Raw genomic sequence first — 25,236 nt, 5'->3', positions numbered from 1 at the left:
GTCGCACCCTAGAACGTGAGGGAAGCGTGTTGAAAGTGGCCTCGGTGTGACGGTGCCTCAATCCTTGAAATTACCGACCTTTATTTCGCATTATTCGGTGCATATAACAATGAATCCAGCACTCTTCCCCTCGTTGGAGGGTGTTGGTTCGTCAAATCGTTACCCCTGTCCCGTGTTGATGCTGTGAAAGTCTTGCTAACTTCCGTGGTCAGCTATGACTTTTGGGCAATGGGTGGGGAGTTCTGCGCATGTTTTCGGGTGGGGTCGTCAGTACGGGACGTTTGAGGAGACGGGCGCAGCCGGTGGCGGCCACTCTGGCCGCGATCCTGTTCACCGGGCTGCTGGGAGCGCCGATCGCGGCAGCCGCCGAACTCGACCTGTTGAGGCTGCGGAAGCCTGACGCGGTCAAGACCGACGAGGTCGAGAGGCGGGATACGGCGAAGCCGGATCAGACGGCCCGGAACCCGTGGAAGAAGCCCGAGGTCACCTGGCCCGAGGCCGGTACCGGGACGGCCGCCCTGAGCGAGAAGGGTGCGCCGGCGAAGGCCGGTTCACTGCCTGTCAGCGTGAGCCGCCCCGTATCCGCGGTCGCGGAGCCGGCGAAGGCTTCGGCGCTGAGGTCCGCTCCCGGAGGGACTCAGGAGCCGGGTCCTCGAAAGGTCCAGGTCCAGGTTCTCGACCGCGCCACCACCGAGTCGTTGGGTGTCGAAGGGGTCGTTCTGGCTCTCCGTCCCACGGCGGGTGCCGAGGGCACCGTGGACGTCAAGGTCGACTACACGGACTTCCGGAACGCCTACGGCGGCGACTGGGCGTCCCGGCTCACGTTGAGTAGGCTCCCGGCCTGTGCGCTGAACACCCCGGGCAAGAAGGGCTGCGCCACCGGCAAGCCCCTGCCCACCAGCAACGATGTGAAGGCCGGCTCGCTCGAAGCCGCTGTCGAGCTGCCCGCGGCCGCGCCGGCCGACTCCGGGGCCGCGGGAACCGACCCCGTCACGCCGAGGTCGGGTGCGCGTGCCGTCTCCGGCGGCACCGTGCTGCTGGCCGCGACCGCGGCGGCGGGAGGCCCGTCGGGAGACTTCGGGGCCACTTCCCTCGCCCCCTCCGCGTCATGGTCCGCGGGCGGCTCCAACGGCGCGTTCTCCTGGACGTACCCGATCTCCGCACCGGCCGTCGCGGGCAGCGCTGTTCCCGACCTGAAGCTCGGCTACTCCTCGCAGTCGGTCGACGGCCGTACCGCCTCGACGAACAACCAGGCCAACACCGTCGGTGACGGCTGGTCCATGGAGCCGGGCTACATCGAGCGCCAGTACATCTCCTGTACCGAGGACACCAAGAACAGCACCACCACGGCCAAGGTCGGTGACCTCTGCTGGAAGAAGGACAACGCCGTCATCAACCTGGGCGGCCAGTCCAACACCCTGGTCAAGGACTCCACCACGGGTAAGTGGCACCTGGAGAACGACGACGGCACCAAGGTCGAGAAGCTGGCCAGCACCGCACGGGCCAACGGCGACAACGACGGTGAGCACTGGCGGGTGACGACCCCGGACGGCACGCGCTACTACTTCGGCTACAACCGCCCGTCGGGCTGGGCCGCCGGCAAGGACGAGACGAACTCCACCTGGACGGTGCCGGTCTACGGCAACCAGCCGGACGAGCCCTGCTACGCGGCGGCGTTCAAGGACGCCTGGTGTCAGCAGGCCTGGCGCTGGAACCTGGACGCGGTCATCGACCCGCACGGTGACGCCATGACGTACTACTGGAACAAGGAGACCAACTACTACGGCCGCAACGTCAACCCCAGCACGGGTGCGTCCACCGCGACTCCGTACGTTCGCGGCGGCTCCCTGAAGCGCATCGAGTACGGCCTGCGGGGCGGCAACTTCTACGCGCAGCCCGCTGCCAAGATCGACTTCACGAACAGCGAGCGCTGCCTGAGCGACTGCGGCACCTTCGACAAGGCGCACGCGAAGAACTGGCCCGACGTTCCCTTCGACCGCTACTGCGCCTCGGGGACGGAGTGCAAGGACCGTTACTCGCCCTCCTTCTGGAACCGGACGCGGCTGACGAAGATCGACACGTCGGTCCTCGTCGGAACCGCCTTCAAGCCGGTGGACACCTGGGCCTTCACCCATCAGTTCCCCTCCACGGGAGACGGCAGCTCCCCCGCGCTGTGGCTGGCGTCGATCAAGCGCACCGGGCACGGTGGAACCGGCTCGGTCACCCTGCCCGCCGTGACCTTCATGGGCAAGACCATGCCGAACCGGGTGGAGGGAGCGACCACGGGCGGCAAGCCGGATCCGGTGCCGCCGCTGTGGCGCTACCGCGTCCACGGCATCAACACCGAGACCGGCGGAACGATCGGCATCACCTACTCCGCGGCCGACTGCAGAGCGGGCAGCGTTCCCACCCCGGCCTCGAACACGCGTCGCTGCTACCCGGTGAAGTGGTCGCCCCCGGATGCTCCGGCCGCCGGCTACGAGCCTTACCTCGACTGGTTCCACACCTATGTCGTCACCCAGATCCTGGAGAGCGACAGGACCGGCGGCGCCCCCGCCAAGCAGACCGACTACACGTACCTGGACGGCATGGGCTGGACCAAGTCCAAGGACGACGAGTTCACCGACGCCAAGCACCTCACGTACGGCGACCGCAGGGGATACGGCCGCGTCCAGGTGCGCAGTGGTGTCGCCCCCGACAAGCGGACCCTCAAGGAGTACCGCTACTTCCGGGGCATCGACGGGGCCGCGGTCAAGGACCACGAAGGCATCGCCGTCACCGACAGGGAAGCCTTCGCCGGGATGACCCGGGAAGAGGCGACGTACAACTGGGACGGCGGCAAGCTCGAAACCACCACCAGCCACGAGCCGTGGCGGTCGGCCGCGACGGCCACGGAGACCCGTGCCGAAGGACTGCCCACCCGCTACGCGTACGCCACGGCCGGCAAGAGCGAGCAGACCCGTACCGCCGTCGGCACAGGCTGGCGCGGTACCCGCACCGAGCGCACCTTCGACGCGCTGGGCCAGACCCTGACCGAGTCCTCGCTCGGGGACACGGCGAAGACGGGCGACGAGCGGTGCACCACCACCACGTACGCCCGCAACCCGTCGCTCAACATCCTCACCACGGTCTCCGAGACGAAGACGGTGGCCAAGGCCTGCGGCACCACGCCGTCCCTCCCCGGGGACCTGATCTCGTCCGCGCGGCACTTCTACGACGGTGCGACGAGCCTGTCCACCCCGCCGGTCAGGGGCGACGTGACACGGCTGGACGAGCAGGACGCCAAGGGCACGGGGCACCTCACGACCGCCACCCACACCTACGACCAGCACGGCCGCGAGACGACCTCGACGAACGCGCTTCAGGCCACCACGCGGACCGACTACACCCCGGCCACCCTCAAGGCGCCGACGACGGTCGCCGTGACCAACGCCAAGGACCACGTGGCCACGACCACGCATGATCCGGTCCGGGGAGTGGTCACCGCGACGGTGGACGCGAACGGCAAGCGCACCGACGCCGCCCACGACGGGCTCGGCCGTGTGCTGAAGGTGTGGGAGCCGGGCTGGCCCAAGGCCGCCCACGAGGACAAGCCATCGGCGGAGTACAGCTACGTCATCTCCAGGACCGAGGCGAACGCCGTCGTCACCAGGACGCTGAAGCAGAACGGCGCCTACAACACCACCTACGCGCTCTACGACGGCCTGCTGCGCGAGCGGCAGACGCAGGCCCCGGCCACCGGCACCCAGAACCGGATCATGACCGAGACCCACTACGACACCCGTGGCTGGGCCTGGCAGACATACGCCCCCTACTACGCCGAGGGCGCGCCGTCGGCGAAGCTGTCCTCCGCCGCGGTGAACACCGTGCCGGCGGCGGTGCAGAACCACTTCGACGGGCTCGGCCGGGTCACGGACGCGCTGTCGGTGAAGTTCGGCGACGAACAGTGGCGCAGCAGGACGGTGTACGAGGGCGACCGCACGACCGTCGTCCCGCCGAAGGGCGGAACGGCCACCACCACGGTGACCGACGCGCGTGGACGCACGACCGAACTTCTGCAGTACACGAACGCCCAGCGCACGGCGTCCCAGAAGACGACGTACACGTACGGGAAGTACGACGAGCCGAGCACGGTCAGGGATCCCGACGGCAACGTCTGGAGCTACACGTTCGACAGCCGGGGCCGGAAGACCAGGAGCGACGACCCGGACAAGGGTGTCACGGACACGACGTACGACAACCTCGGACAACCGGTCACCATGACCGACGAACGCGGTGTCACGCTCACCACGGAGTACGACGTGCTGGGCCGTAGGACCGAGGTCAAGCAGGGCAGCACGACCCTGTCGAAATGGAGCTACGACACGCTCGCCAAGGGGCAGTTGACCAGCAGCACGCGTTACGCCGGAGGGGCCGCTTATACCACGGCGACCGACGGTTTCAACGACCGCTACCAGCCGATGTCCACGACCACCACGGTTCCCGCCGCGGCCGGTGGCCTGGCGGGCACGTTCACCTGGACGTACGGGTACAAGCCGGAAACCGGGGCTCTGCTCTGGACGCTCAATCCGGCCGTGGGCGACATTCCGGCCGAGCGGGTCGTCACCAACTACAACAGCAACGACCAGCCTTTCCGCACCAGCGGTCAGTTCGGCGCGCTCGTCTCCAACACCCTGTACGACGTCTTCTCCCGCCCCGTGCGTACCGAGTTCAGCGCTGTCCTCGACAAGAAGGCGTACAAGACGCAGGTCTACGACGAGCACACGGGCCGGGTCGTCCAGCAGACGACGGACCGGGACATCGCCCCCCAGCGCGTCGACGACACCACGTACACCTACGACCCATCGGGCAACGTCACCGGCGTGACCAGCACCAGCGGTCAGGACGCACAGAAGTCCACCGACACCCAGTGCTTCACCAACGACCCGCTGGGCCGGCTGACCGAGGCGTGGACGGCCACGACCGACTGCGCGGCGGCCCCCTCGGCCGCCACGGTCGGCGGCCCGGACGCGTACTGGCTCAGCTACGGCTACGACAAGCTCGGCAACCGCACGAAGCAGACGGAGCACGCCACCTCGGCCGGGACGACGGACGCCGTCACCGACTACACCCAGCCGGCCCCCGGCGAGGACCGGCCGCACGCGGTGCGGCAGGCCTCCGTCACCGGCGGACCGGACAACGGGCGTACCAGCGTCTTCGAGTACGACAAGACCGGCAACACGATCAAGCGCACCATCGGCTCGAAGGTCCAGGCCCTCACCTGGGACGCCGAGGGGCACCTGGCGACGCTCACCGAGGCCGGCAAGCAGACCAGCTACACGTACGACGCCGACGGCAACCGCATCATCGCGAAGAACGGCGACGGGTCCAGCACCCTCACGCTCCCGAACGGTGATCAGCTGAACCTCGCGGCGAACGGTGCGAAGACCGCGACCCGGTACTACACGCACAACGGCGAAACGGTCGCGGTGCGCAACGGCAAATCCGTCGCCTACCTGATCAACGACCACCAGGGCACGGCGATGACGGCCATCGCGGTCGGCTCGCTCGCCCTGACCCGCAGGAAGCAGCTGCCGTTCGGCGGCCTGCGATCCGAGCAGTCGACGGTCTTCGGCTCCCGCGGCTTCGTCGGCGGCACGAATGACCCCACGGGTCTGACCCACCTGGGCGCCCGCGAGTACGACCCGGTCCTGGGCCGTTTCCTCTCCGTCGACCCGGTCATCGACTTCGACGACCCGGCCCAGATGAACGCCTACAGCTACGCCCACAACAGCCCACTCACCAAGTCCGACCCGACGGGCCTGCGCCCGGACGGCCCGGTGGGCGGCAACTCGTACAACGACGAGCGGTGGGCCAACGAGCGGGGCATGACGGCCGGCTACACGAAGAAGAGCGGCAAGTGGGTGTGGAAGCAGACGCCGAAGAAGGACGCCGCTTCCCAGAGGAAGTACAGCAACTACCGGGCCAACCCCGCTCACTACATGATCGACGACAAGCATGCTCGGAAGTACACGGCGACCGTCAATGCGCAGGCGAAGAAGGCCGAGGCGGCCCGCATCAAGGCTGCGGCGGCGGAGCAGCGCAAGAAGGACGGCATCTTCGGCAACATCATGAAGGGCAACTTCAGGGATGCCTGGGACAACTCGAAGAGCTGGGTGTCGAATAACTGGGACGAAATTCAGATAGGTCTTACGGTGGTGGCCTTCGGGGCGTGCATTGTGGCCTCGGCCGGTGCTTGTATGGTAGTTGGGGCGGGAATTGCAGCGGCGAAATTCGGGGTCAACTGGGGAATCACGGGCGAAGCCGACTGGGCCGCATTCGGCAAGGATCTGGCTTGGACGACGGTCGGGGGAGGAGCGGCTGCGACTCTCAGTAGGTTCACCGGAGGGGCGTCCAGTTGGGGGTCCGCCTACGGATCTCACGCGATCTCCAAGGTTCCGCACATGGTCAGAACCAAGGTTCCCGGAATCAGAGGGGTCGGGGGCGGCAAGCGAACCTGGGTGAGCACGCCCAACCCTCGTGGTCCTGTTGACTGGAGGACCACCGGTGGGAATATGAGCGTGAATGCAGGGTTCAATGTCGGCTTCTGTGGTGCTGGGAACTCCAGTATCGGGGCCTACGCCGGCGGCTGCTGACTCGTTGGCCTGGGGGTGGGGGCAGGGTAAGGTCGTATGCGAATCCCCCGCCCTCTGGGCCGTCGGAGTTCTTCGAGTGGGCAGCACATGGGAGGAACAAAGGTTGAAGAGTCATCGCGTCCTGCTGCGCAGGAAATCACTCACTTTCATCGCGTGGTCGTTCGCACTGCTGCTCATGCTGATCGGCTCTATCGCCCTCGCCTCTCTCGCCGATGGGGTCGATGTCGACGCTTTGGGTGTCGCGGCAGTCTGTCTGGTGTCTGCTTCCTTCATCCTCCGCGTGGGGCGTGCGCGCATTGTTCTCGCTGATGTGAATGTACTGGTGATCAACCCTGTTTTCACTTATACGATTCCTTGCAGGGCCGTGACCGAGGTCCGCGAGGAACACACCTTGATCATCGTTACGCATGGTGAGGGTGATATCAGCTCGGCGGCTTTCGGGTCTTCTCTCATCGATCATTTCGTTCGCTCGACGGAGCGGGCTTCGGATGAGGTCGCGAGGCACGTTCGGGCGTTTCGAGGAAGAGCGGGCGGGCGCGTCGTGAGGCGCATGACCAGGGCGTGGGTCGCGGACGCCTGCGGCCTGGCGGCTCTTGTCTGCGCTGTTGCGGCGCTGTGGGCTGGAAGTGCTTAGGCGTCCGGTGTGACGTTCGAAGTGGGTCTGGGTGCAGGCCGGACTTGTCTGGGCCGCTACCGCGCTCCCGGGGGTTCTGTGAGTCCTGCACGGGCCCATGCGCCCGGGAGGGGAAACATGTACGAATTGATTCTCGCGGCCCGGACTTCTCATTTGGTGCGCTACGGCGAACTGGCCGTCGGGGTTCTGCTTGCCGTTTTCGGGTCCTTGTTTGCTTTGAATGTGAAGGGTTGGGCCGAAGTTGCTTCTGATTTCCTGGGGAGGGTAATGTTTTCAGCCTTCTATCACAATGACCTCATCCTGAGGATTCCGGCCGGGTTTTTTGCGGTGGGTGGAGTAATCTTGACCTCGATTAATCTGAAGATTCTCTTCTTTGGGTTCTGAGGAGTCATAGGGGGCAAGCACCGGACCTGGTCGGTGCCGGACTGCGTGCCGCCGCGCCGGCTTCGCCTCTACCGCCGCCCCCCCGAACCCGTCCAGCGCCCCCAGCACCGCCCGCCGGGTCTCCGTGCCGCCCGTGTGCCCCGCGTTCTCGATGATCGTCAGCTCGGCGTCCGGCCAGGCGCGGGCGAGTTCCCAGGCGGTGATCAGGGGGCTCGCCAGGTCCAAGCGGCCGTGGATCAGGGCGGCCGGGATGCCGGTCAGGCGGTGGGCGTGGGCGAGGAGTCGGCCTTCCTCCAGCCAGGCTCCGTGGGCGAAGTAGTGGGCGCAGATCCGGACGAACGCCTGCTGGGCGCGGTCCGGGCGGCTGCTGTACGGGGGCGGGCCCTGGGTCGCCTCCATCGAGACGACCGCGTCCTCCCAGGCGCACCAGTCGGCCGTGGCCCTCTCCCGTACGGCGGCGTCCTGGCTCTCCATGCGGCGGGCGTACGCCGCGACCAGGCCGCTCGGGTCGCTCGTCTCGGGGACGCCCGCGCGGAAGGCGTCCCAGGCCTCGGGGAAGAGCCGGCCGACGCCCCGGTAGAGCCAGTCGGTCTCGCTGCGGCGGGTCGTCGTCACCGCGGGGATCACCGCCTCCGTGACCCGGTCCGGGTGCTCCTCGGCGTACGCCAGGATCAGGGTCGAGCCCCAGGAGCCGCCGTACAGCAGCCACTTGGTGATGTTCAGGTGTTCCCGCAGGCGTTCCATGTCGGCGATCAGGTGGGCCGTCGTGTTGTGCGACATGTCCGTCGCCGGGTCGCTCGCGTGCGGGGTGGAGCGGCCGCAGCCCCGCTGGTCGAAGAGGACCACCCGGTAGCGGTCCGGGTCGAAGTACTGGCGGGCGCGGGGTGTGCAGCCGGAGCCGGGGCCGCCGTGCACCACGAGGGCCGGCTTGCCGTCCGGGTTGCCGCACACCTCCCAGTACACGTGGTTGCCGTCGCCGACGTCCAGCATGCCGCTCCCGTACGGTTCGATCGGGGGGTAGGGGTCGTTCGGTTCGCGGCGCACGGCGTTGTTCCCCTCGGTGCGGCGGGTGGCGGGCGGTGGGTCACGTTACGCGGATGCGGTCGTCGGGGGCGTCCCGTACGGTCCTGCCCATGACGACAGCACGTATCGATCTGACCCTTGACGCCGGCGACGCCCAACTCCTCGCCGTCTTCTGGAAGTCGGCCCTTGGCTATGTGGACCTGCCCCCGCCGCCGCCGTTCGCGACCCGGGAGGAGTGGCTCGCCCAGTTCGAGCTGCCGGAGGGCGAGACGGTGGACGACGGGGCGTGGCTCTGCGACCCGGACGGCGTCGGCCCCCGGCTGGCCATCCTCAAGGTCCCCGAGCCGAAGACCGCGAAGAACCGGCTGCACATCGACGTGCGGATACCGGGCCACGGCACCCCCGCCGAGCGGTGGGACCGCGTCCGGGCGGAGGCCGCGCGGCTGGTCGCGGCCGGCGGGTCCGTGCTGGCGGAGGTCGACGAGCACCATGTGGTGATGGCCGACCCGGAGGGGAACGAATTCTGCGTGGCGGCGGCCGGCGCGCCCACCCCGGCAGCCGCGTAGCCTGGACGCCGTGAACGCCGCTCCCCGCATTCTCGCCGTCCTCGACGAACTGCTCGCCTCCGCCGAGCCCGGCGCGCGCGGTGCGCTCTGGCATCTGGCGGAGCCGGGGCGGGAGTTGGACGCCAACCTGGTGCGCCTGCCGGCGGGCGCCGAGGTCGGTGAGCATCAGGAGGACGTGCTCGACGTGCTCCTCGTCGTGCTGGAGGGCCGAGGGAGCGTCAGGACGGCGGAGGGCGGACCGGCCCTGGAGCTGTGGCCCAGCGCCGTCCTCTGGCTGCCCCGCACGTCACGGCGCGCGCTGGTCGCCGGGCCCGACGGGCTGGTGTACCTCACCGTCCACCGCCGGCGCCCCGGCCTCACGGTCAAGCCGCCGGCCGGGGCGTACGAGGGCGGCGAGGGACCCTGCATGCTGGACCGGGTCTGCCCGGAGTGCGGGCGGCTGTCCCAGGACCCCGCGCCGGTCTTCTGCAGCCGGTGCGGGGAGCGGTTCCCCGAGCGCTGAGCCCGAGCGTTGAGCCCGGGGGCCCGTCGACGGGCCGCGCGCTCCGTCGGCGCCGCGGCCCTCAGGGCTTCCCGCACTCCGCCAGGTCCGGGCGGCCCGGCAGGTTCTCCCTGCCCACCAGGTCGGCCAGGTTCTCCTTGTACATGTCCTCCCAGACCCTGCCGGCCAGGATCGTCCGGAGCGCCGAGCACACCTCACCCTTCAGGAGCGGGCTCTTCGGCCGCATCGCCACGCCGTAACCCTCCGCGCCCTCGATGGGCTCCAACTGCCGCACCTTGCCCGGGTTGGCCTTCACGTATCCGGCGAGGATGATGTCGTCCGAGGCCACCGCGTAGACATCGGACTTCGGGTCCAGCAGTTTGTCCAGGCAGTCCTGGTAGGTGTTGGGCTGCGACTTCGCCATGGTGAAGCGCCGCTTCGGCAGCTCCGTCTCGTACGTCGACTCCCGCGCCGTGCACACCTCGACGCGCAGGTCCACCAGGTCGCTGGAGTCGTTGATCGTGTACTTGCGCGACTTCTCGCGGACCAGGAAGCTCCGGCTCGCCTGGTAGTACGGGCCCGCGAAGTCGACGCTGTAGCCGCCGGGAGAGGCGGTCTTGCGGTCGTCGGTGATGCTGTACGAGGCGATGACCAGGTCCACCTGCTTGGTCTTCAGCGCGGTGCTCCGGTAGTCCGTGGCGACGGTGGTGAAGGCGACCTCGCCCTTGCCGTAGCCCATGCTCTCGGCGATCGCGTACGCCAGGTCGATGTCGTAACCCTTGTACGTACGCGTCTTCTTGTCGAAGATGCTCAGCCCGGGCTGGTCGTCCTTGACGCCGATCTTCAGGGTGGGGTGGGTGTCCTTCCACCGCTCCTTGCTGCCGCTGCCGGCGGCACCCTCGGCGTCGCCCTGGCCCCGCACCGAGCCCGCCCGGTCGTCGCCGCCCCCGCCCTTCTCGCCGTTGCCCTGGGAGGCCATCCAGCCCGCGCCGGCCAGCAGCACCAGGCACACCACCGCCGCGGCCGCCTTCCAGCCCCGGTGCCGGCCGGGCGGCCCGCCCGCCGCCGCGGGAGCGGGCGGGGGTGTGGGCGTCGCCGGCGCCGGTGTCGGCGCGGGCGGCGGGGCGGCGGGACCGGGTGCGGGCGTGCGAGTCGAGGGGTTCGGTGGGTTCGGTGGGGAGACGGCCGTCGGCGGGTGCGTCGCCGACGCGGCCACCGCCGCGTTCGACGCGGAGGGGTCCGCGAGCACCTCACGGAGCATCGCCTCGGCCGTGGCCGCGTCCAGGCGCTCCCGCGGGTCCGTGGTCAACAGCCCCTGGATGACCGGGGCGAGAGGCCCCGCGTAGCGGAGGGCCGGGTCGGGGGTCTGCCGGATGTTCTCCTGGACCTCCCAGACCTCGTGCCCGGCGAAGGGCACGCGGCCCTCGACCATCTCGTACAGCGTGATCCCCAGCGCCCACAGGTCGGAGGCGGGGGTGGGTCCCGGGGAGGCGGGGGCGAAGAGTTCGGGTGCCAGGTAGGAGGAGGTGCCGATGACGCTTCCGGACCGGGTCACCCGGTCCGCGCCCTCGAAGGTGGCGATGCCGAAGTCCACCAGGATCGCGAGGCCGTCGTCGCGTACGAGGACGTTGCCCGGTTTCACGTCGCGGTGGACGACCGATGCCGCGTGGACCGCTTGCAGGCCCTGGAGGATCTGGAGGCCGATGTTCGCGGCCCTCGGCACGGCGAGGACCCCGTCGCCGCCCAACAGGTCTCCCAGGGACCTCGCTTCGAGCAGCTTCATCACGATCCAGACCTGGTTGTCGGTCTCGACCTGGTCGTGGACCGTCACCACGTTCTGGTGCTCGATCTTGGCGATGGCCTCCGCCTCGCGCCGCGCCCGTTGCAGCGCCGCCGTCTGCGTGGCGGCGGTCATCGAGTTCCGGTCGAGCAGGCCCTTCACGGCGACGTACCGGCGCAGCCGCCGGTCGTGGGCCTTCCAGACCTCGCCCATCCCGCCGCTGCCGATCGGCTCCAGCAGTTCGTAGCGGCCGTCGATCACGGTCCGGGGGGAGGGCGGAGCGTCGTGCGGCGGGGGCGGCGTGCTCGGCCACTGCTGCGGCGCCACGGCGTCCGGCCGCCGGGGGTCGTCGTTCGACCGGCGGTCCTCGGGGCCCCTGGCCCCGTCGCCCGCTCTGCCGGCCTTGTCTTCGTTGTGCATACGACCCCCTGTGCACTACATGGACCACGCCAGGTTAGACGTTACGTCCTGTTCGGACGCACGGGCGTGAGGTGCCGGTTCGCGCCACCGCGATCGGCGGTACGGATGGGAGCCTAGGACGCCGCGCCGCCGTTGCTCTTCAGCAACTGGCCGTTGACCCACTGGCCTTCGGGGGAGCACAGGAATCCCACCAGGTGGGCGGTGTCCCGCGGGGTGCCGAGACGGCCGAGCGGGGTGTCCCGCGCCAGGGCCTCGCGCAGCTCGTCGTTCATCCAGCCGGTGTCCACCGGGCCGGGGTTGACGACGTTCGCGGTCACCCCGAGGTGGGCCAGCTCGTGCGCGGCGGCCAGCGTGATGCGGTCCAGGGCCCCCTTGCTCGCCCCGTAGGGAAGGTTGCCCACGGTGTGGTCGCTGGTGAGCGCGACGATCCTGCCTGTCGGGGTGCCGGGCACGGTGCCGGGCGCGCCGCGGAAGCGGAGCCCGTACTCGCGGATCAGCAGCCAACTGGCCCGGGCGTTCACCGCGAAGTGCCGGTCGAACGCCTCCACGGTGGTGTCCAGCAGCCCCGAGTCCACCGACTCCGCGTGCGAGAGGACGAGTGCGGTCACCGGCCCGCCGAGGCGCTGTTCCGCCTCGTCGAAGATGCGCGTCGGCGCTTCGGGGTCGGTCAGGTCCGCCTCGATCGCCGCCGTACGGGCGCCTGCCTCCGCCAGCTCCTTCTCGATGGACGCGGCGGCCCCCGGCTCGGCGCCCCAGTCCATGCGGCGGTCGTACGGCGTCCAGTAGGTGAAGGCGACGTCCCAGCCGGTGGCCGCCAGCCGGCGCGCGATGCCCGCGCCGATGCCGATGCTGCGGCCGACGCCGGTGATGAGGGCGAGGGGGCGGCCCGGTCCGGAGGCGGGCGGGGACTGTTCGGTGTTCGTCACGCGGTGATCCTTCGTGACCCGTACGCGTACGTCAATGGCCTTTCCGGACACGCGGGCGACGCTCTTGCGCCTGCGCTGACCTGCGGTGAACCGTCTGCCTGGTGGGGCCCCACGGGGTCATGCGGTCCGGCGCGCCCGAGATGCGGTGACAGGCGTGCCGACGGAGACTCGGTGAGGATCTCCGGGACGCCCGTTCCCGGACGGGCCGAGGAGGAACACGATGACCTCATCGATCAGCGACCCGGCGGTGGAGAAGTTCATCGCCGCGGTGAACGCGGGCGACAGGGACGCCTTCTTCGCCGACGTCCTCACCGAGGACGCCACCATGTCCGACGACGGCAGCGAACGGGACCTGGCGGCCTGGACGGAGAAGGAGATCTTCTCCCCGAAGGCCAACGGCCGCATGAAGGTCGTGGACGCCTCCGACGACGGCCGTAGCCTCGTCGTCGACTACACCAACGACGCCTGGGGCACGATGCGGACCCGCTGGGTCTTCACGGTCGCCGGTGACCGCGTCAGCCGCTTCGAGACGGGCCAGGCCCCGTCCTGAGACTGGCCGTCCGCCAGGTGTACAGCCCCCTTAAGGGCGTCACAGGCGGCGGTAGGTACGGCCGCCGCGCCGGGGGAGGGCCGTCGGGTCGTCGGGACCGTTCCGGGTGGCCTTGAGCGCGAGGTGGACCTCGGCGCGCACGGTGGCGTCGGCGAGGTTGCGCGCGAGGTGGTCGGCGCACTGGGTGAGCCAGCAGGTCAGGGTGGTGCGGTGGACGTGCAGTTCGGCCGCGGCGGGGGCGGTGCGGGCGTGGTGGCGCAGCCAGCAGGCCAGGGCGATCCGCAGGTGCGGCTCCAGACCGCCGACCAGGCCGACGGCCCAGTTCCGGGCCGCATCGGTGTCCAGGAGATCGTCCGGCAGCGCCTCCAGCCGGGCGGGGCCGGGCGGACACCCGTCGCTGCTGCGGCTACGGCTTCTGCTGAGTTCGGCCCCAGCCCCATCCCCGGCCCCGGCCCCAGCCCCATCCCCGGCCCCGGCCCCGGCGTCGGCCCCGGCCCCGGCCCCGGCGTCGGCCCCGGCGTCAGGGTCGGCGTCGGCGTCGGCGTCAGGGTCGGCGTCGGCGTCGGCGTCGGGGTCGGGGTCGGCGTCGGCGTCGGCGAGGCCCGGGCAGGGAGCGGGGGCGCGGAGGGCGAGCAGCAGATGTGCCTGCACGGTGGCGTCCTCCAGGTCCGCGCCGAGCAGCCGGGACAGGTCGCGTATCCGGGCCCGGACCGTGCCGGCGGACAGGCCGAGCGCGGCGGCGGCGCGGGGCTTGCTGCCGGTGCGGAGCCAGACCAGGAGCAGGTGCTGGTGGGCCGGGGACAGCGGGAGCAGCACGGATGCCGCCCACCGGGCGTACGGGGCGGCGGGCAGGAGGGGGGCGAGCCGGGAGGTGCCCACGGCGTCGGCGGGGACGACGCGGCAGTCAGGGGTGGCGCTGTGCCGGGCGGCGGCGGCGTCGCTGTGGGCGGTGGACATCTCGGCCAGGGGCAGGGGCCCGGCCATGCCCGCGAGCAGGTGGTGCCGCTCGCTCAGCCGGGAGACCAGGCGCAGGATCCGCCCGTCGTCGCCGCCGGGGTGGAGCTCGGCGACGACCAGCTCGCCGTCCGGCCGGCCGATCAGGGTGCAGGCGTCGGCGTGCGGGGCGATGGAGGGGCGGGCGGCCCGCCAGAGCACCTCGTGGGCGGCGGGCAGGTCGGGGCCGGAGAGCCGGTAGACCGTGACATGCGTGAGCCTGTTCCCGCCGAGGGTCTCGGTGACGGCGGCGGTGTGGCCCGCCAGCAGCAGCCGGATGAGGGTGGTGTGCAGCCGCATCTGTTCGCCCCGCAGCTCCGCCGCCCGCCGGCCGCGCACCTCCAGGAGGGCCGCGGTGGTCGTGGCGACGTGGCAGGCGAGCCCCGGGGGCACGGTGGGCGCCGGGGCCAGGACGAGGACGGCTCCGGCCGCCGGGTGCTGCGTGCAGTGCGGGTGTTCCAGCGGTGCGGCGGCCGCGTGTACGCCGTCGGCGGCCGCGGCGGCGGGGGTGCTGTAGACGGCCCCGGCGATGGGGTCGGCCAGCACCGCCCACCCCTGGACCAGGGACGCGGCCTCGGCGATCAGGTGCGCACCGGACCGGGTCGCCGCCCGCAGCAGCCGGTCCGCCGCCTCCCGCTCGTGCCGGGCGCCCCGCGGGCCGGTGGCCCCGTGGCCGGTCGTGCCTGTGCTGCTCATGGGCGAGCCTCTGCGGGCCGTGCGCGCCGCGCGCGGGGAAGTCCCGCGTGCGGCACGCCAGTTGCGGACGTGGGTCAGGGAATGCGGGCGACCGCGCCCCACCCGGCCCGGGCCGTGGTGGTGCCGGTGTTCGCGTCGGGCCGCCAGTTCGGCCAGGACACCATGCCCGGCTCCACCATCTCCAGCCCGTCGAAGAACGCGATCGTGGTCTCCGGCTCCCGGAAGATGTACGGGATCGCGCCGCTCGCGTTGTACTCGTCCTGGACGGCGCGGTGGGCGTCGTCGGACGCGGTGGAGTGGCTGAGCGAGAGGTAGCTGCCGGAGGGCAGGCGGTCCACCAGCCGCCGCACCAGGGACAGGGCGTCGTCCCAGTCCACGATGTGCCCGAGGACGTCGCTGATCACGAGGGCGACGGGCTGCGTCAGGTCCAGGGTCTTCGCCGCCCCGGTGAGCACGGTCTCGGTGTCGCGCATGTCCGCCTCGACGTAGGCGGTGGCGCCCTCGGGGGTGCTGGTCAGCAGCGCGTGGACGTGCAGGAGCACCAGGGGGTCGTGGTCGACGTAGACGATCCGGGATTCCGGGGCTATCCGCTGGGCGACCTCGTGGGTGTTGTTCGCGGTGGGCAACCCGGCGCCCACGTCCAGGAACTGGCCGATTCCGGCGTCCCGGGCGAGGTGGGTGACCGTACGGCGGAGGAAGTCCCGCGACTCCTTCGCGAACGTCTCGATCAGCGGGTACTTCTCGCGGTAGGCGTCGCCCGCCGACCGGTCAGCCGGGAAGTTGTCCTTGCCGCCGAGCCAGTAGTTCCAGACCCGTGCGGAGTGCGCGACGCTCGTATCGATCTGCGCGGGCAGTTCAGGCCCATTTCCGGTCGTACTCATCCTGTAACACCTCTCCTGTTCGGGCCGGCCGCATCGCCATCACGCACGACACGTCCAGCATTCCCTGATACGTCTGCACGGGGTGGGGGCTGTCCCACACCTCCGCCGTGCCGGGGAGCCCGCCCTCCCGCACCACATGGTCCGCGATCTCCCGGATCTCCACCCGGTAGAGGGTCAGCGCCGGAACGCCGGTCAGCGGGTGCGGTGGAGCGTACTCAGGGTGCAGTTGCACCGTCACATCGCCCCGCTCCGCCAGCTGTTGGATGCTCCTGAGCTGTTCTCGCATCACCTCGTCGCCGCCCACCCGGACGCGCAGCGCGGTGACGGGCAGTACGGCCCAGAGCCGGGTCTGCTGTTCCTGGAGTCGTTTCTGACGCTCGACCAGGAAGTCCGCCCGACGCCGACGCCCGGCTTCGCCCCCGTCGGGGCACCTGATCTCGTCCACGGCCATCGCGTAGGCCGGGGTCCGCAGCAGCAGCGGAACCAGCGCCGGGTCCCAGGTGCGTACGACGCCGGCCGCCGACTCCACGCTCATCAGGTCCATCAGCCACGGTGCCATCGCATCGCGCCACGGATGCCACCAGCCCGGCATGTTGGCCGCGTTGAGCCGCCCCATGATGTCGTCGGCCTCCGCCGCACCGGCCCCGTAGACGGCGAGCAGGGCGGACACCTGCCCCACGTCGAGGGAGGTCTGCGCCTGTTCCAGCCGCCGCAGCGTCGTGGGATGCCACCCCAGCTGCATGGCGGCCTGGGGCACGGAAAGACCGGCGCCTTCCCGCAGTCGCCGCAGGCGGGCCACGAGGACCAGATGCCGCGCCGTCCGCCCCGACCTCTCGCGCGCCATGACTTCCCCCTCCCCGTTCCGGTCCCGCTCCGGTCCCGCTCCGGGTCCACCTCGGTCCCGTTCCCAGTCCCGTTCCCGCTCCGGCCCCGCTCCGGCCCCGCTCCGGTCCCGTTTCGGCTCGATCTATCCGACATTCCGCGCAGTCTGCGCACAGTGCACACAGCGCACCTTGCGACGGTCGCACGGCGCTCTCAAGGTAAGCATGTCCGACCCGACCACACGCGAACTCGGTGAGGCCGGACCGATCTTGCCCTCACCGCCAGCCCTGTGCCCACCCAGCCCTCGCCCCAGCAGTGTTCACCCCAGCCCGTTCTCGCCCCACCCTCGCCCCGGCCCAGCCCCCGCCCCAGCCTCAACCGGGCCAGCCTCAACCGGGCCCCCGCCCCAGCCGTTCCGTGCACTGCCGTTCCACGCACCGTCGTTCCGGCGGCCCGTTCTCTGGAGCCCACCGCATGAACAACCTGACCGACCTGACCGACCTGGCCCACCGGAACCGCCCGTCCCACCCGAAGCTCCGGTCCGTCGTCGGGATCCCGAGGCCCACCCCGGCCCGCCCGCTCGACCTGCGCGTCCGCGCCCAGCGGATCCAGATCGACGAGCTCGTCGTCGACGACCCCTGCCAGGTACTCGCCCATGCGGGCCAGGCCGTCCTCGACGACTCGGACACGGCCGCCCTGCTCGGGCACGATCCGGCCACCCCGCTGTCGCTGCCCGCCGCGGCGGCGCTCCTGTGCGCGCTCTACGACACGGACGCCCTCACGGCCATGGGGCTGCGCCTCGCCCGCCACACCACGCGTGTCTCCGCCTCCAACCAGCAGACGGAGCCTGTCTCCCTGGTACGGTCCACCGCCCCGGACCGGGAAGATCAGTAGCCTTGCCCCATGCCCACGACAGGGTGACGAGTGCGAGGGGTGGAGGAGCCTGTGCGGGACGATGCTTCGGACGGGTTCTTCACGCGAATGGCGCGCCACACGCATCCCGTGGACCTTATGTGCCTGTACTTGCAGCATGGCTCGGTCGAATAGATCCCTGACCTGTTGGTCTCTCGGGAGACGCTGTCGTTCGAGTACCTGAGTCGGCAGGTCCGTGACGTGGACCGCTGGAGCCAGGACGGCACGGATACGTTCTCGCTCTGCGTCAGGAGGAAGGTCCGAGGCCGACTGTACGGCTTGGAGTTCAGGATCTATTTCATGGCCGGTGAGCCCTGTGCCGACGCGGTGATTCCGTTCGGCGCGACTGTCGATCTGCCCCGGTTCCTGCATCACTTCCGTGGACGCCACGCCTCCGGAGGAGCCACGGGCGACTGGGACTTCGACGTGTACACCGACGCGCGTGATCCCCGCGAGAGTGTCGTGCTGTTCGGCAACCACCGCGAGATCTGGTTCCGGATCGAACGCGGCCCGGTGACGACCGGCCGGACCAAAGCGACCCCCCGGACCCGGGGCCGGCTGGTGACCGGCCGCCTCCAGGGCAACCAGTTCGGGACGAACGCCCCCGTACTGAACGCGGGAAACGCGATGTTCCCTGACCGCCATGGACTCGTCGGGGGCGTCTCGGCCGAAGCGCGGGCGTACCGGCGGTATGTGGCCAGGCTGCACAACCCTCTTCCCCTGCGGGTGGGGCGGCCGACCCGCCCTGAGTTCGGCATGAGGCCTTGACCTCTCACGGTGTCCCGGTGCGCCGTCCTGCCGGCCATCGGGGCCGGCGCAGTCGTCGCGGCAGCAGCCCGGTCACGCCTCGACGCGTGGGTCCTGCGCACCAGGCCGAGCAGCGCATGCCCGGGCCCCGCCCCCGTCCCCCGTCCCCGTCGGCAGGTCGGGCCCCGGCGCGTCAGTGGATCGGGGTCCAGTGCGGGAGCGCCTCGTCCAGCAGCGGATGCTCCGGGTTCTCCCAGATGAGGCAGCCCCGCACCAGGCCGGGCACATCGGAGCCCATCGCATCCGCCGGGCCTTCGGTCACCGTACGCAGGACGGCGTCCAGGTAGGCGGCGATCGACGGGAACGCGGCCGTGGCGCCGACGCCGGGCAGGCTGTCCAGACCCCAGCGTCCGACACCGATGTCGCCCACCCAGTGGCCGGATTCGGGCCCCGCCTCGTCCGTGGTCAACCACGGCACCACCGGCGCGCCTTGCCACCAGTCCAGTCCGTTATGGTCCGGAAGGCGCGGGCGCAGGGCGTCCACCGGAGCCATGATCACCCCGCCGGGCAGGAACGCCCCCGAACCGATCTCGCCCTCCTCGTCGTGCTCGATCTCCTGATGATCCACCCCACCGCACAGCCTCCACAACGCGGCCAGCTCGGCGGGAAGGCCGAACCCGAGATGGTGCTTCAGCGCGGTGTCGGCGGCCTCGATGGCCGACTCGGCAGCCGGAGGCAGGAGCGAAACGCAGGAGACCGGGGCATGCGTCTTAAGCCAGCCGGTGAGGCCGCGCCAGGCTTCCGCGACATTCTGTTGATCGTTCATTCTGCCCATTCTCAGCCGGTCGTGACGTCACCGCGGCGGCCGGGACAGGCGATCACCTGCCCGGGCCGCCCGGGCGCACCGGTGGTCCACTGCCCTGACCGGCACCCTGACTACGACGCGACCTCGGCCTCCGCCCGGCCCCGCGGGCTTTCCAGCCAGTGCGCATGCAAGCACGAACGCCTGACCGACACGGTTGTCCAGCCATTTCCGTGTCTGGAACCCGTTCCCGATCGCGTACGCGCACATAGCCTGCGCTAGCCTCTCCGGGCGCAGAAATGGAACGCAGGCAGAGACGGGGGAGTGTCGTGTTTGATGCGGAGCGCTGGCAGGAGCTGTTCGGACCGACCGACGATGGGCCCGCGATGAGGCTCGCCTCGGCGTCCAGCGACGCCGGGGCCGGCCCGGGCGGGACAGGGAAACTCAAGTACACCAAGGGCCCTTGGACCAGTGCTTCCGGCACCGCCGGCGACTTACGGACCAGGGCGGGGACGAGCCGGTCGGTTCTCGGGCGCGGCCATGAGGGCGTCGAGGCGCGAGCCGCCGGGCTAAGTTCCGTCGCGGCTCTCAAGAGCGTGCTGACGTCCTGGGAAGAACGCCTTCAGGCAGTACGGGACGAGTGCGAGCAACTCAAGGGAAACCTGCTGACGGTCGCCAAGGAGATGGGCGAGTCGGAGACCGGGATCAAGTCGTCCTTCACGGGTGTCCAGGTCCCCGGCAAGGCGGATGAGAAGCGATGAGAGGATCCCTCACCTGGCAGCTGCTGCGCGACCTCAAGACCTCCGAGCTCACGCAGGCTGGCGACAAGTGGCACGAGGTATCCGGCCGTTCGGCCTCCGACCGGGCCCAGGTCGACCGCGCGATGTCCGCGAAGCTCCGTGAGACCCAGGAGAGCGATTCGGCCGAGGCGGCCCTCGGCAGGCTCCGGCGGCTCAGCCGCAACTTCCAGTACGTGGCGACCGAGTGTGGGCTGGTCCGTACAGCGCTCAATGGGCTTGCCGGCGATCTGGTCGAGCCCCAGAACCAGCTGAAGCAGGCACTTGAGGACGCGGCCTCCCTGAACTTCACGGTGCACGAGGACGGCTCCGTCAGCTACCCCGCCGCCAAGGTCGACGACCTGACCGGGGCGAAACAGGAGGCCCCGGGAGGCAGCTCGCGGGGCAGCTCCCGCCTCCCGCTGGACCCGCCGGGCCTCGGCTCGCCGGGGCAGCAGTCGCTGTATCCCGGCTACCCGGGCTTCAGGCCGGTTAACCCGAACGCGGAGAAGGCCCAGGACGTGGCCGACCGCATCGCCCGAGCCGTGCGGTCCGCGCGGGAGATCGACGCCCGGTACGCGAGGACCCTCAACGGCCTGAAGGCGGAAAAGGGACTCGATGTCACCGCGGCCACGCTGAAGGACGTGTTCAGGGACACCGCCGACGTCCGCGCCACCGCCGGCATGCACCTCGCCGACGGCATCCCGCAGGACAAGGACCCTGCGGAGCGCAAGAAGTGGTGGGACGCGTTGACCGACGAACAGCGGCAGGAGTACTTGAAGGTCGCACCGGACCTGATCGGCGGTCTGGACGGCATCCCGGCGGTCGTCCGCGACGAGGCTAACCGGAACTACCTGCCGGTCCTCATCGACGAGATGGCGAGCCGGGGCGGCGACGACGCCAGGACCAAGCTCGACGCCCTCCGCATGATTCAGGACAAACTCGGTGAGCCGAGTCGCCCGCCCATGTTCCTTCTCGGTATCGGGGACGAGGGCAACGGACGCGCGGTCGTCTCGTACGGGAACCCCGATACGTCCAGGCACGTCGCGGCGTACGTTCCCGGGCTCGGCACCAAGCTCGACGGTGACTTCGTCACGGACACGATGAAGCGGGCCGAACACACGGCTCTTGGCGTCGAGGAGGTGGACCCGTCCATTGCCTCAATCGTTTGGCTCGGCTACGACGCTCCGCAGCACTTGGACGTGATGACGAAAGGCGACGCGCAACGGGGTGCTCCAGCGTACAACGAGTTCATGGCAGGCCTTTCGGCGACGAACGCGAACGAGGACCCACATGTGACGGCGATCGGGCATTCCTATGGCTCGCTCACCGTGGGCACGGCCGCCAAGGAGGCAGGCGGGATTCCGGGCGTCGATGACGTGATCCTGCTCGGCAGCCCCGGCGTGGACGCGCAGAAAGCGACGGAACTCGGCGTAGGCAAGGACCATGTGTTCGTGGGCGCCGCCGACAACGACCCGGTCACCCACGTGCCCACGAAGGGGGAGTCGGCTCTCGGCGCGGGTCCCGCCTGGGCGCTGGGAGGCCCGGAGATGGTCAGGAGGGCTAATGACCTTTTCGATGTCGGCGAGGACGATCTGTACTTCGGCAAGGACCCGGCGAGTGAGGCCTTCGGAGCACAGCGTTTCGAGGTCGACGACGGGCCCAGGATGGTTGTCGAGGCCGGAACGTTCGATGCTCACTCTCAGTACTTCAATCCGGAGCTGGATGATGTGTCGGCGGACAACATCGCCACCATCGTCGGCGGACATCCTGAGAACATCTTGAGGGAGAAGCATCGATGAGGCGCATCACACCTACCATTCGCCTGGCCTGTGCGGTGGTTGTGGCCGGAGCTCTGCTCGCCGGATGCGGGTTGTCGGGCAGCGGTAAGAACGGGAAAGAGTCATTGGAAGACATGGATATGCAGGGAGCTGCGGAGCAGGCCGACAGGATGTTCTACGCGACGGTCGGGGCGATCAAGCCGGAGGTCGAATGGACCTACCGCGCGACGACGGTCGGCAGCTGTGATGTGACGCGCTACTGGGCTGTGATGACGGTCATTTCCGAACAGCGCCTGGGTAACTTCCTCGGCGTGATCGAGCGTTTCTGGAAGTCGAGCGACTACCGGATCAAGACAGTGAATCCGAGCAAGACTATGCCGGCGATCTACGCCAGGTCCCCGGAGGGCTTCGATATCAGAGTCAAGGTCGGCTACAAGGGGCAGGCGTTCTTCCAGGTCACTAGCCCCTGCGTGGGCGAGTCGAAGGTGACCGTGCCCAAGCGGGCGGCGAACGGTCGTACGTACGAGGGCAAGATCCCTACCCCCGACGTCCGCTCCGCCTTCTGGTCTGCCGAAGCCCCGGTACCGGCCCCCGCCCCCTCGTCCTGACCGCGCGTGGGCGGACGGCTCGATGGTTGCAGAGGATCGGCAGTCGGCCACCCTCAGGGTTGCTCAGGAAGTGGCGAACTCCATGAGATTGTGCGCCGTTTCGGGCGCCGGGCGAGCGTGTGGGCGGTGAGGGCTGTCGAGGCGCAGTCGCCGCACCGACTGCCTATCCTTGCGGCTATGACAGCCCAGTTTCCGGAGCCCTCGCCGCGCCCCGTCCCTCCAGGGGGAATTCGTGCCTCTCACGACGACCGGGAAGCCGTGGTGGAGCGGCTGCGTGACGCGGCGGCCGAGGGGCGCATCGACTTCGATGAGCTGGATTCACGCCTGGAGCGGGCACTGACGGCAAAGACGCACGGCGATCTGGCGACCCTCACCGCCGACGTGCCGACTCCAGGCTTCTCCTCGGCCACCGCCCCGGCCTTCGCAGCGGGGAGCCGACCGCCACTGGTGCTGAAGGGCGGCCTTCACGGTGCGTCCCGAGGCCCCGGGCGCTGGGAGGTGCCGGAGCAGGTGATCGCTCACGGAGGTCTGGGAGGTGTGAAACTCGACTTCACCCGGGTCGAGTGCCGTCTCGCGGAGATCGTCGTGGAGGCGTACGGGGAGACGTCCGGTGTCACGGTCGTCATTCCCGACGGCTGGGTCGTGGACACCAGTGGCATCGACCCCGGCTTCGGCGGCCTCACGGACAAGAGCACGTCCGGCCGGCTACCGGGAACTCCGCTGATCCGGCTCACCGGAGCCGGTGGGGTGGGCGGAGTGGTCGTCCGCCACCCCAACAAGCGCGAACGGCGCAAGCTGGACGACATCACCTAGAGTGCCGCATCAGGCAGGGTTCGCCCTGGTGTGATACCGCTCCCTGCCCGTCGGTCGGTAGGTAGGTGGCAACTGCCACAGTTGGGGGATGAATGGAAACTTCTTGGCCCGACACCATGACCAGCTGACTGCGTGGCTGAGGGACGGAGAGGCCAAAGGCCTCGACGCATTCCTGGGCGCACACCACGAGTCCTTCGTGCTCGTGACGACAGGTGGAGCAATCCTCGACCTTGAGACGCTGAGAGAATCCCTGCGCGGTGCGGGCGGCAGCCAGCCTGGTCTGTCGATCCAGGTCGAGGAAGTCACTAGCATCACCCCCGAGGTGTACCGGTTCTTGGAGCGCCACATCGTGGGTGGCTCCGTCGTGGACGTGCGGGTGGTGACTGCCGTGATGGAGGACGGGTTGCTGCTCAGCGTGCAGGAGACCGCCCGTCGGTAGTGGAACCAGCAGGCGTCACGCTTCAGCGTTATCGGTCTCGCGTGGCGCGTACCCGTTCTACCAACCACATTGCCTGCAACACCTCGCCGCCCGAGCCGGCATCCGAACGGAACGCCACGTCACAACAGGGCAAACGGTGCCTGATGCGGCACTGGTCACCGCTCGCGGTCGGCCAGGACGCAAGGCGTCGGGTCCGCCACGGAGATGGTGGACCCGACGCCTTGACGGTCGCAGCCATTACCGTCGGCCTGGCCCCCACCGGCCCGCAGGTACCGCGGGCATCACTTCACCACGGCGTTGTCCCCGGACGAAGTCGACGCCTCGGTGTGTTGCCGTAGTACACCCCGCGCAACGTACCCGTCTTGGACGCCTTCACGGTCGGCGGTGCCGTGCGGTGACCCCGGCCGGCGTCGCACCGCCGTCCTGCCCGCCACACCGCGCTGGTGAGCGGCTTCCGGTGACCGCCGCCCCGGCGTTGCTCAGGAGGCGGCGAACTCCACGAAGGACGTCCAGGAGGTGGGGGAGACGGCGAGCGCGGGGACGGTGAGGTCCTTGGAGTCGCGGATGTGGATGGTGTGGGGGCAGGTGGCGACCTCGACGCAGTCGCCGCCCTCGCTGCCGCTGTGAGTGGACTTGGACCAGGTGAGCGCGACCTCTACGCAGTCGCCGCCCTGGCTGCCGCTGTAGCTGGACTTGAACCAGTGGAGGCCAGTGCTCATAGTTCCTCTGCCATCTTCTCGATCGTCTCCTGCGTCCTCTCCGGAGTGTATGCCTGGGCCCGTGTGACGCCATACTTGCCGAACAAGTTGCCCAGCTGAGGATGGTCGGTGATGAAGAAGCTGCCGCCCTGCCCCTCGATATAGGCGAGCTGCTGCCGCTTGTCGGTCTCCAGCAGGACGAAGGGGCCGTCCAGCGCGGCGTGGTCCTCGCGGTACGGGTCCATCAGCTGGATCCGTACATGCCGGAGCCGCGCCACCTCGGCGAGGTGGTGGAGCTGGGCCTTCATCACCCGGCGGCCCCCGATCGGCCTGGTGAGCACGATCATCTCCAGGACGAAGCTGATGTCGGGCAGGGGCCTGCGGGACAGCAGCTTCTGCCGGGCGAGCCGCGCGGCGACCTTCTCCTCGATCTCGTCGTCGTCATAGTTCGGGTACCGGCTCGTGAAGACCGCCCGCGCGTACGCCTCCGTCTGGAGCAGACCTGGCATGACCTGGTTCTCGTACGAGTGCCGGGCCCACGCCTTCTCCTCCTCTTCCGCGAACGGCGTGAACCAGCCCGGCAGCGGGCTGCGCTTCTTCGGCGGCTTCGGTGCCGCGACGATCAGTGCACCTTGTGCACCGAGCACCTCGTCTGCCCGCTGCACGAAGACGCCTGTCGGCGGTCGCGCGCCCCGTTCCACCATCGCCACTTGCGACTTGGAGTAGCCGATCCGCTTGCCCAACTGCTCCTGGGACAGCCCGGCCCGCTCGCGGAAGTGCCTGAGCAGCAGGCCGAACATCTCGGCGGTGCTTTCGGGCTGATCACTGGAGTGCACGGGCTCACCTCGTAGGTACACCACTGTTCACAG

The 25,236-nt window shown here is 69.7% G+C and carries 20 protein-coding genes and 1 pseudogene; 12 read left to right on the top strand and 9 right to left on the bottom strand.

Features of this window, described 5'->3' with window-relative positions; all coding sequences use genetic code 11:
- Positions 1–302: 302 nt before the first annotated feature.
- Complete coding sequence (locus D581_RS0118570; protein WP_018958718.1) at positions 303–6,635, top strand: RHS repeat-associated core domain-containing protein; 6,333 nt, start codon at positions 303–305, stop codon at positions 6,633–6,635.
- A 103-nt stretch (positions 6,636–6,738) separates the two neighbouring features.
- Positions 6,739–7,269, top strand: a complete 531-nt coding sequence (locus D581_RS0118565) for a hypothetical protein (protein ID WP_018958717.1) — start codon at positions 6,739–6,741, stop codon at positions 7,267–7,269.
- Positions 7,270–7,731: 462 nt separating this feature from the next.
- Here the strand turns inward: D581_RS0118565 and pip are convergent.
- Positions 7,732–8,697: pseudogene (gene pip, locus D581_RS0118560) on the bottom strand (prolyl aminopeptidase); the annotation flags it as partial.
- A gap of 89 nt (positions 8,698–8,786) precedes the next feature.
- On the opposite strand from pip, the gene D581_RS0118555 reads away from it, so the two are divergent.
- Positions 8,787–9,242 (top strand): VOC family protein, encoded by a 456-nt coding sequence (locus D581_RS0118555; protein WP_018958715.1) that lies wholly within the window; start codon positions 8,787–8,789, stop codon positions 9,240–9,242.
- Between the two features lie 10 nt (positions 9,243–9,252).
- Positions 9,253–9,744, top strand: coding sequence for a hypothetical protein (locus D581_RS0118550; protein WP_018958714.1), 492 nt, complete (start codon positions 9,253–9,255; stop codon positions 9,742–9,744).
- 61 nt (positions 9,745–9,805) lie between these two features.
- On the opposite strand, the gene D581_RS0118545 is transcribed toward D581_RS0118550, so the two are convergent.
- A complete protein-coding gene (locus tag D581_RS0118545; RefSeq protein ID WP_018958713.1) occupies positions 9,806–11,923 on the bottom strand; it encodes a serine/threonine-protein kinase in 2,118 nt (705 codons plus the stop codon).
- A 113-nt stretch (positions 11,924–12,036) separates the two neighbouring features.
- Positions 12,037–12,849 carry an SDR family oxidoreductase gene (locus tag D581_RS0118540; protein ID WP_018958712.1) on the bottom strand — a complete coding sequence of 271 codons (813 nt, stop codon included), beginning with the start codon at positions 12,847–12,849 and terminating at the stop codon, positions 12,037–12,039.
- Between the two features lie 220 nt (positions 12,850–13,069).
- Between D581_RS0118540 and D581_RS0118535 the strand changes: the two genes are divergently transcribed.
- Positions 13,070–13,399, top strand: a complete 330-nt coding sequence (locus D581_RS0118535) for a nuclear transport factor 2 family protein (protein ID WP_018958711.1) — start codon at positions 13,070–13,072, stop codon at positions 13,397–13,399.
- A gap of 39 nt (positions 13,400–13,438) precedes the next feature.
- On the opposite strand, the gene D581_RS0118530 is transcribed toward D581_RS0118535, so the two are convergent.
- The 3 genes from D581_RS0118530 to D581_RS0118520 form a co-directional block, all read right to left on the bottom strand.
- Complete coding sequence (locus D581_RS0118530) at positions 13,439–15,088, bottom strand: helix-turn-helix domain-containing protein (protein WP_018958710.1); 1,650 nt, start codon at positions 15,086–15,088, stop codon at positions 13,439–13,441.
- A gap of 74 nt (positions 15,089–15,162) precedes the next feature.
- Positions 15,163–15,969: an SAM-dependent methyltransferase gene (locus D581_RS0118525; protein WP_018958709.1), complete on the bottom strand. Its 807-nt coding sequence runs from the start codon at positions 15,967–15,969 to the stop codon at positions 15,163–15,165.
- Positions 15,944–16,813: a Scr1 family TA system antitoxin-like transcriptional regulator gene (locus D581_RS0118520; RefSeq protein ID WP_018958708.1), complete on the bottom strand. Its 870-nt coding sequence runs from the start codon at positions 16,811–16,813 to the stop codon at positions 15,944–15,946. The genes D581_RS0118525 and D581_RS0118520 overlap by 26 nt, the downstream gene beginning before the upstream one ends.
- Positions 16,814–17,265: 452 nt before the next feature.
- On the opposite strand from D581_RS0118520, the gene D581_RS0118515 reads away from it, so the two are divergent.
- A complete protein-coding gene (locus tag D581_RS0118515) occupies positions 17,266–17,685 on the top strand; it encodes a hypothetical protein (protein WP_018958707.1) in 420 nt (139 codons plus the stop codon).
- Positions 17,686–18,003: 318 nt separating this feature from the next.
- On the top strand, positions 18,004–18,471 hold the full coding sequence (locus tag D581_RS0118505) for a hypothetical protein (RefSeq protein WP_469222169.1): 468 nt from the start codon (positions 18,004–18,006) through the stop codon (positions 18,469–18,471).
- Between the two features lie 172 nt (positions 18,472–18,643).
- On the opposite strand, the gene D581_RS0118500 is transcribed toward D581_RS0118505, so the two are convergent.
- Positions 18,644–19,276, bottom strand: a complete 633-nt coding sequence (locus tag D581_RS0118500; protein ID WP_018958704.1) for a hypothetical protein — start codon at positions 19,274–19,276, stop codon at positions 18,644–18,646.
- Between the two features lie 362 nt (positions 19,277–19,638).
- Here D581_RS0118500 and D581_RS0118495 point away from each other — a divergent pair, with 362 nt between their 5' ends.
- From D581_RS0118495 to D581_RS0118475, 5 genes are all read left to right on the top strand, one after another.
- On the top strand, positions 19,639–20,013 hold the full coding sequence (locus D581_RS0118495) for a hypothetical protein (RefSeq protein WP_051114608.1): 375 nt from the start codon (positions 19,639–19,641) through the stop codon (positions 20,011–20,013).
- The gene (locus D581_RS0118490) at positions 20,010–21,830 is read left to right on the top strand and encodes an alpha/beta hydrolase (protein WP_018958702.1); all 1,821 of its coding nucleotides are present in this window, start codon (positions 20,010–20,012) and stop codon (positions 21,828–21,830) included. Before D581_RS0118495 ends, D581_RS0118490 begins: the two co-directional genes overlap by 4 nt.
- On the top strand, positions 21,827–22,417 hold the full coding sequence (locus tag D581_RS0118485) for a hypothetical protein (protein WP_026290652.1): 591 nt from the start codon (positions 21,827–21,829) through the stop codon (positions 22,415–22,417). Before D581_RS0118490 ends, D581_RS0118485 begins: the two co-directional genes overlap by 4 nt.
- Before the next feature lie 177 nt (positions 22,418–22,594).
- Positions 22,595–23,230 (top strand): DUF1707 SHOCT-like domain-containing protein, encoded by a 636-nt coding sequence (locus D581_RS0118480; RefSeq protein ID WP_026290651.1) that lies wholly within the window; start codon positions 22,595–22,597, stop codon positions 23,228–23,230.
- An 88-nt stretch (positions 23,231–23,318) separates the two neighbouring features.
- Complete coding sequence (locus tag D581_RS0118475) at positions 23,319–23,669, top strand: hypothetical protein (protein WP_051114602.1); 351 nt, start codon at positions 23,319–23,321, stop codon at positions 23,667–23,669.
- A 479-nt stretch (positions 23,670–24,148) separates the two neighbouring features.
- On the opposite strand, the gene D581_RS0118470 is transcribed toward D581_RS0118475, so the two are convergent.
- Both D581_RS0118470 and D581_RS0118465 read right to left on the bottom strand, forming a co-directional pair.
- Positions 24,149–24,388, bottom strand: coding sequence for a DUF397 domain-containing protein (locus D581_RS0118470; RefSeq protein ID WP_018958698.1), 240 nt, complete (start codon positions 24,386–24,388; stop codon positions 24,149–24,151).
- Positions 24,385–25,203, bottom strand: coding sequence for a helix-turn-helix domain-containing protein (locus D581_RS0118465; protein WP_018958697.1), 819 nt, complete (start codon positions 25,201–25,203; stop codon positions 24,385–24,387). The genes D581_RS0118470 and D581_RS0118465 overlap by 4 nt, the downstream gene beginning before the upstream one ends.
- Positions 25,204–25,236 lie beyond the last annotated feature (33 nt).

Source organism: Streptomyces sp. CNB091, from assembly GCF_000377965.1.
This window is presented reverse-complemented; position numbering and strand designations above follow the sequence as displayed.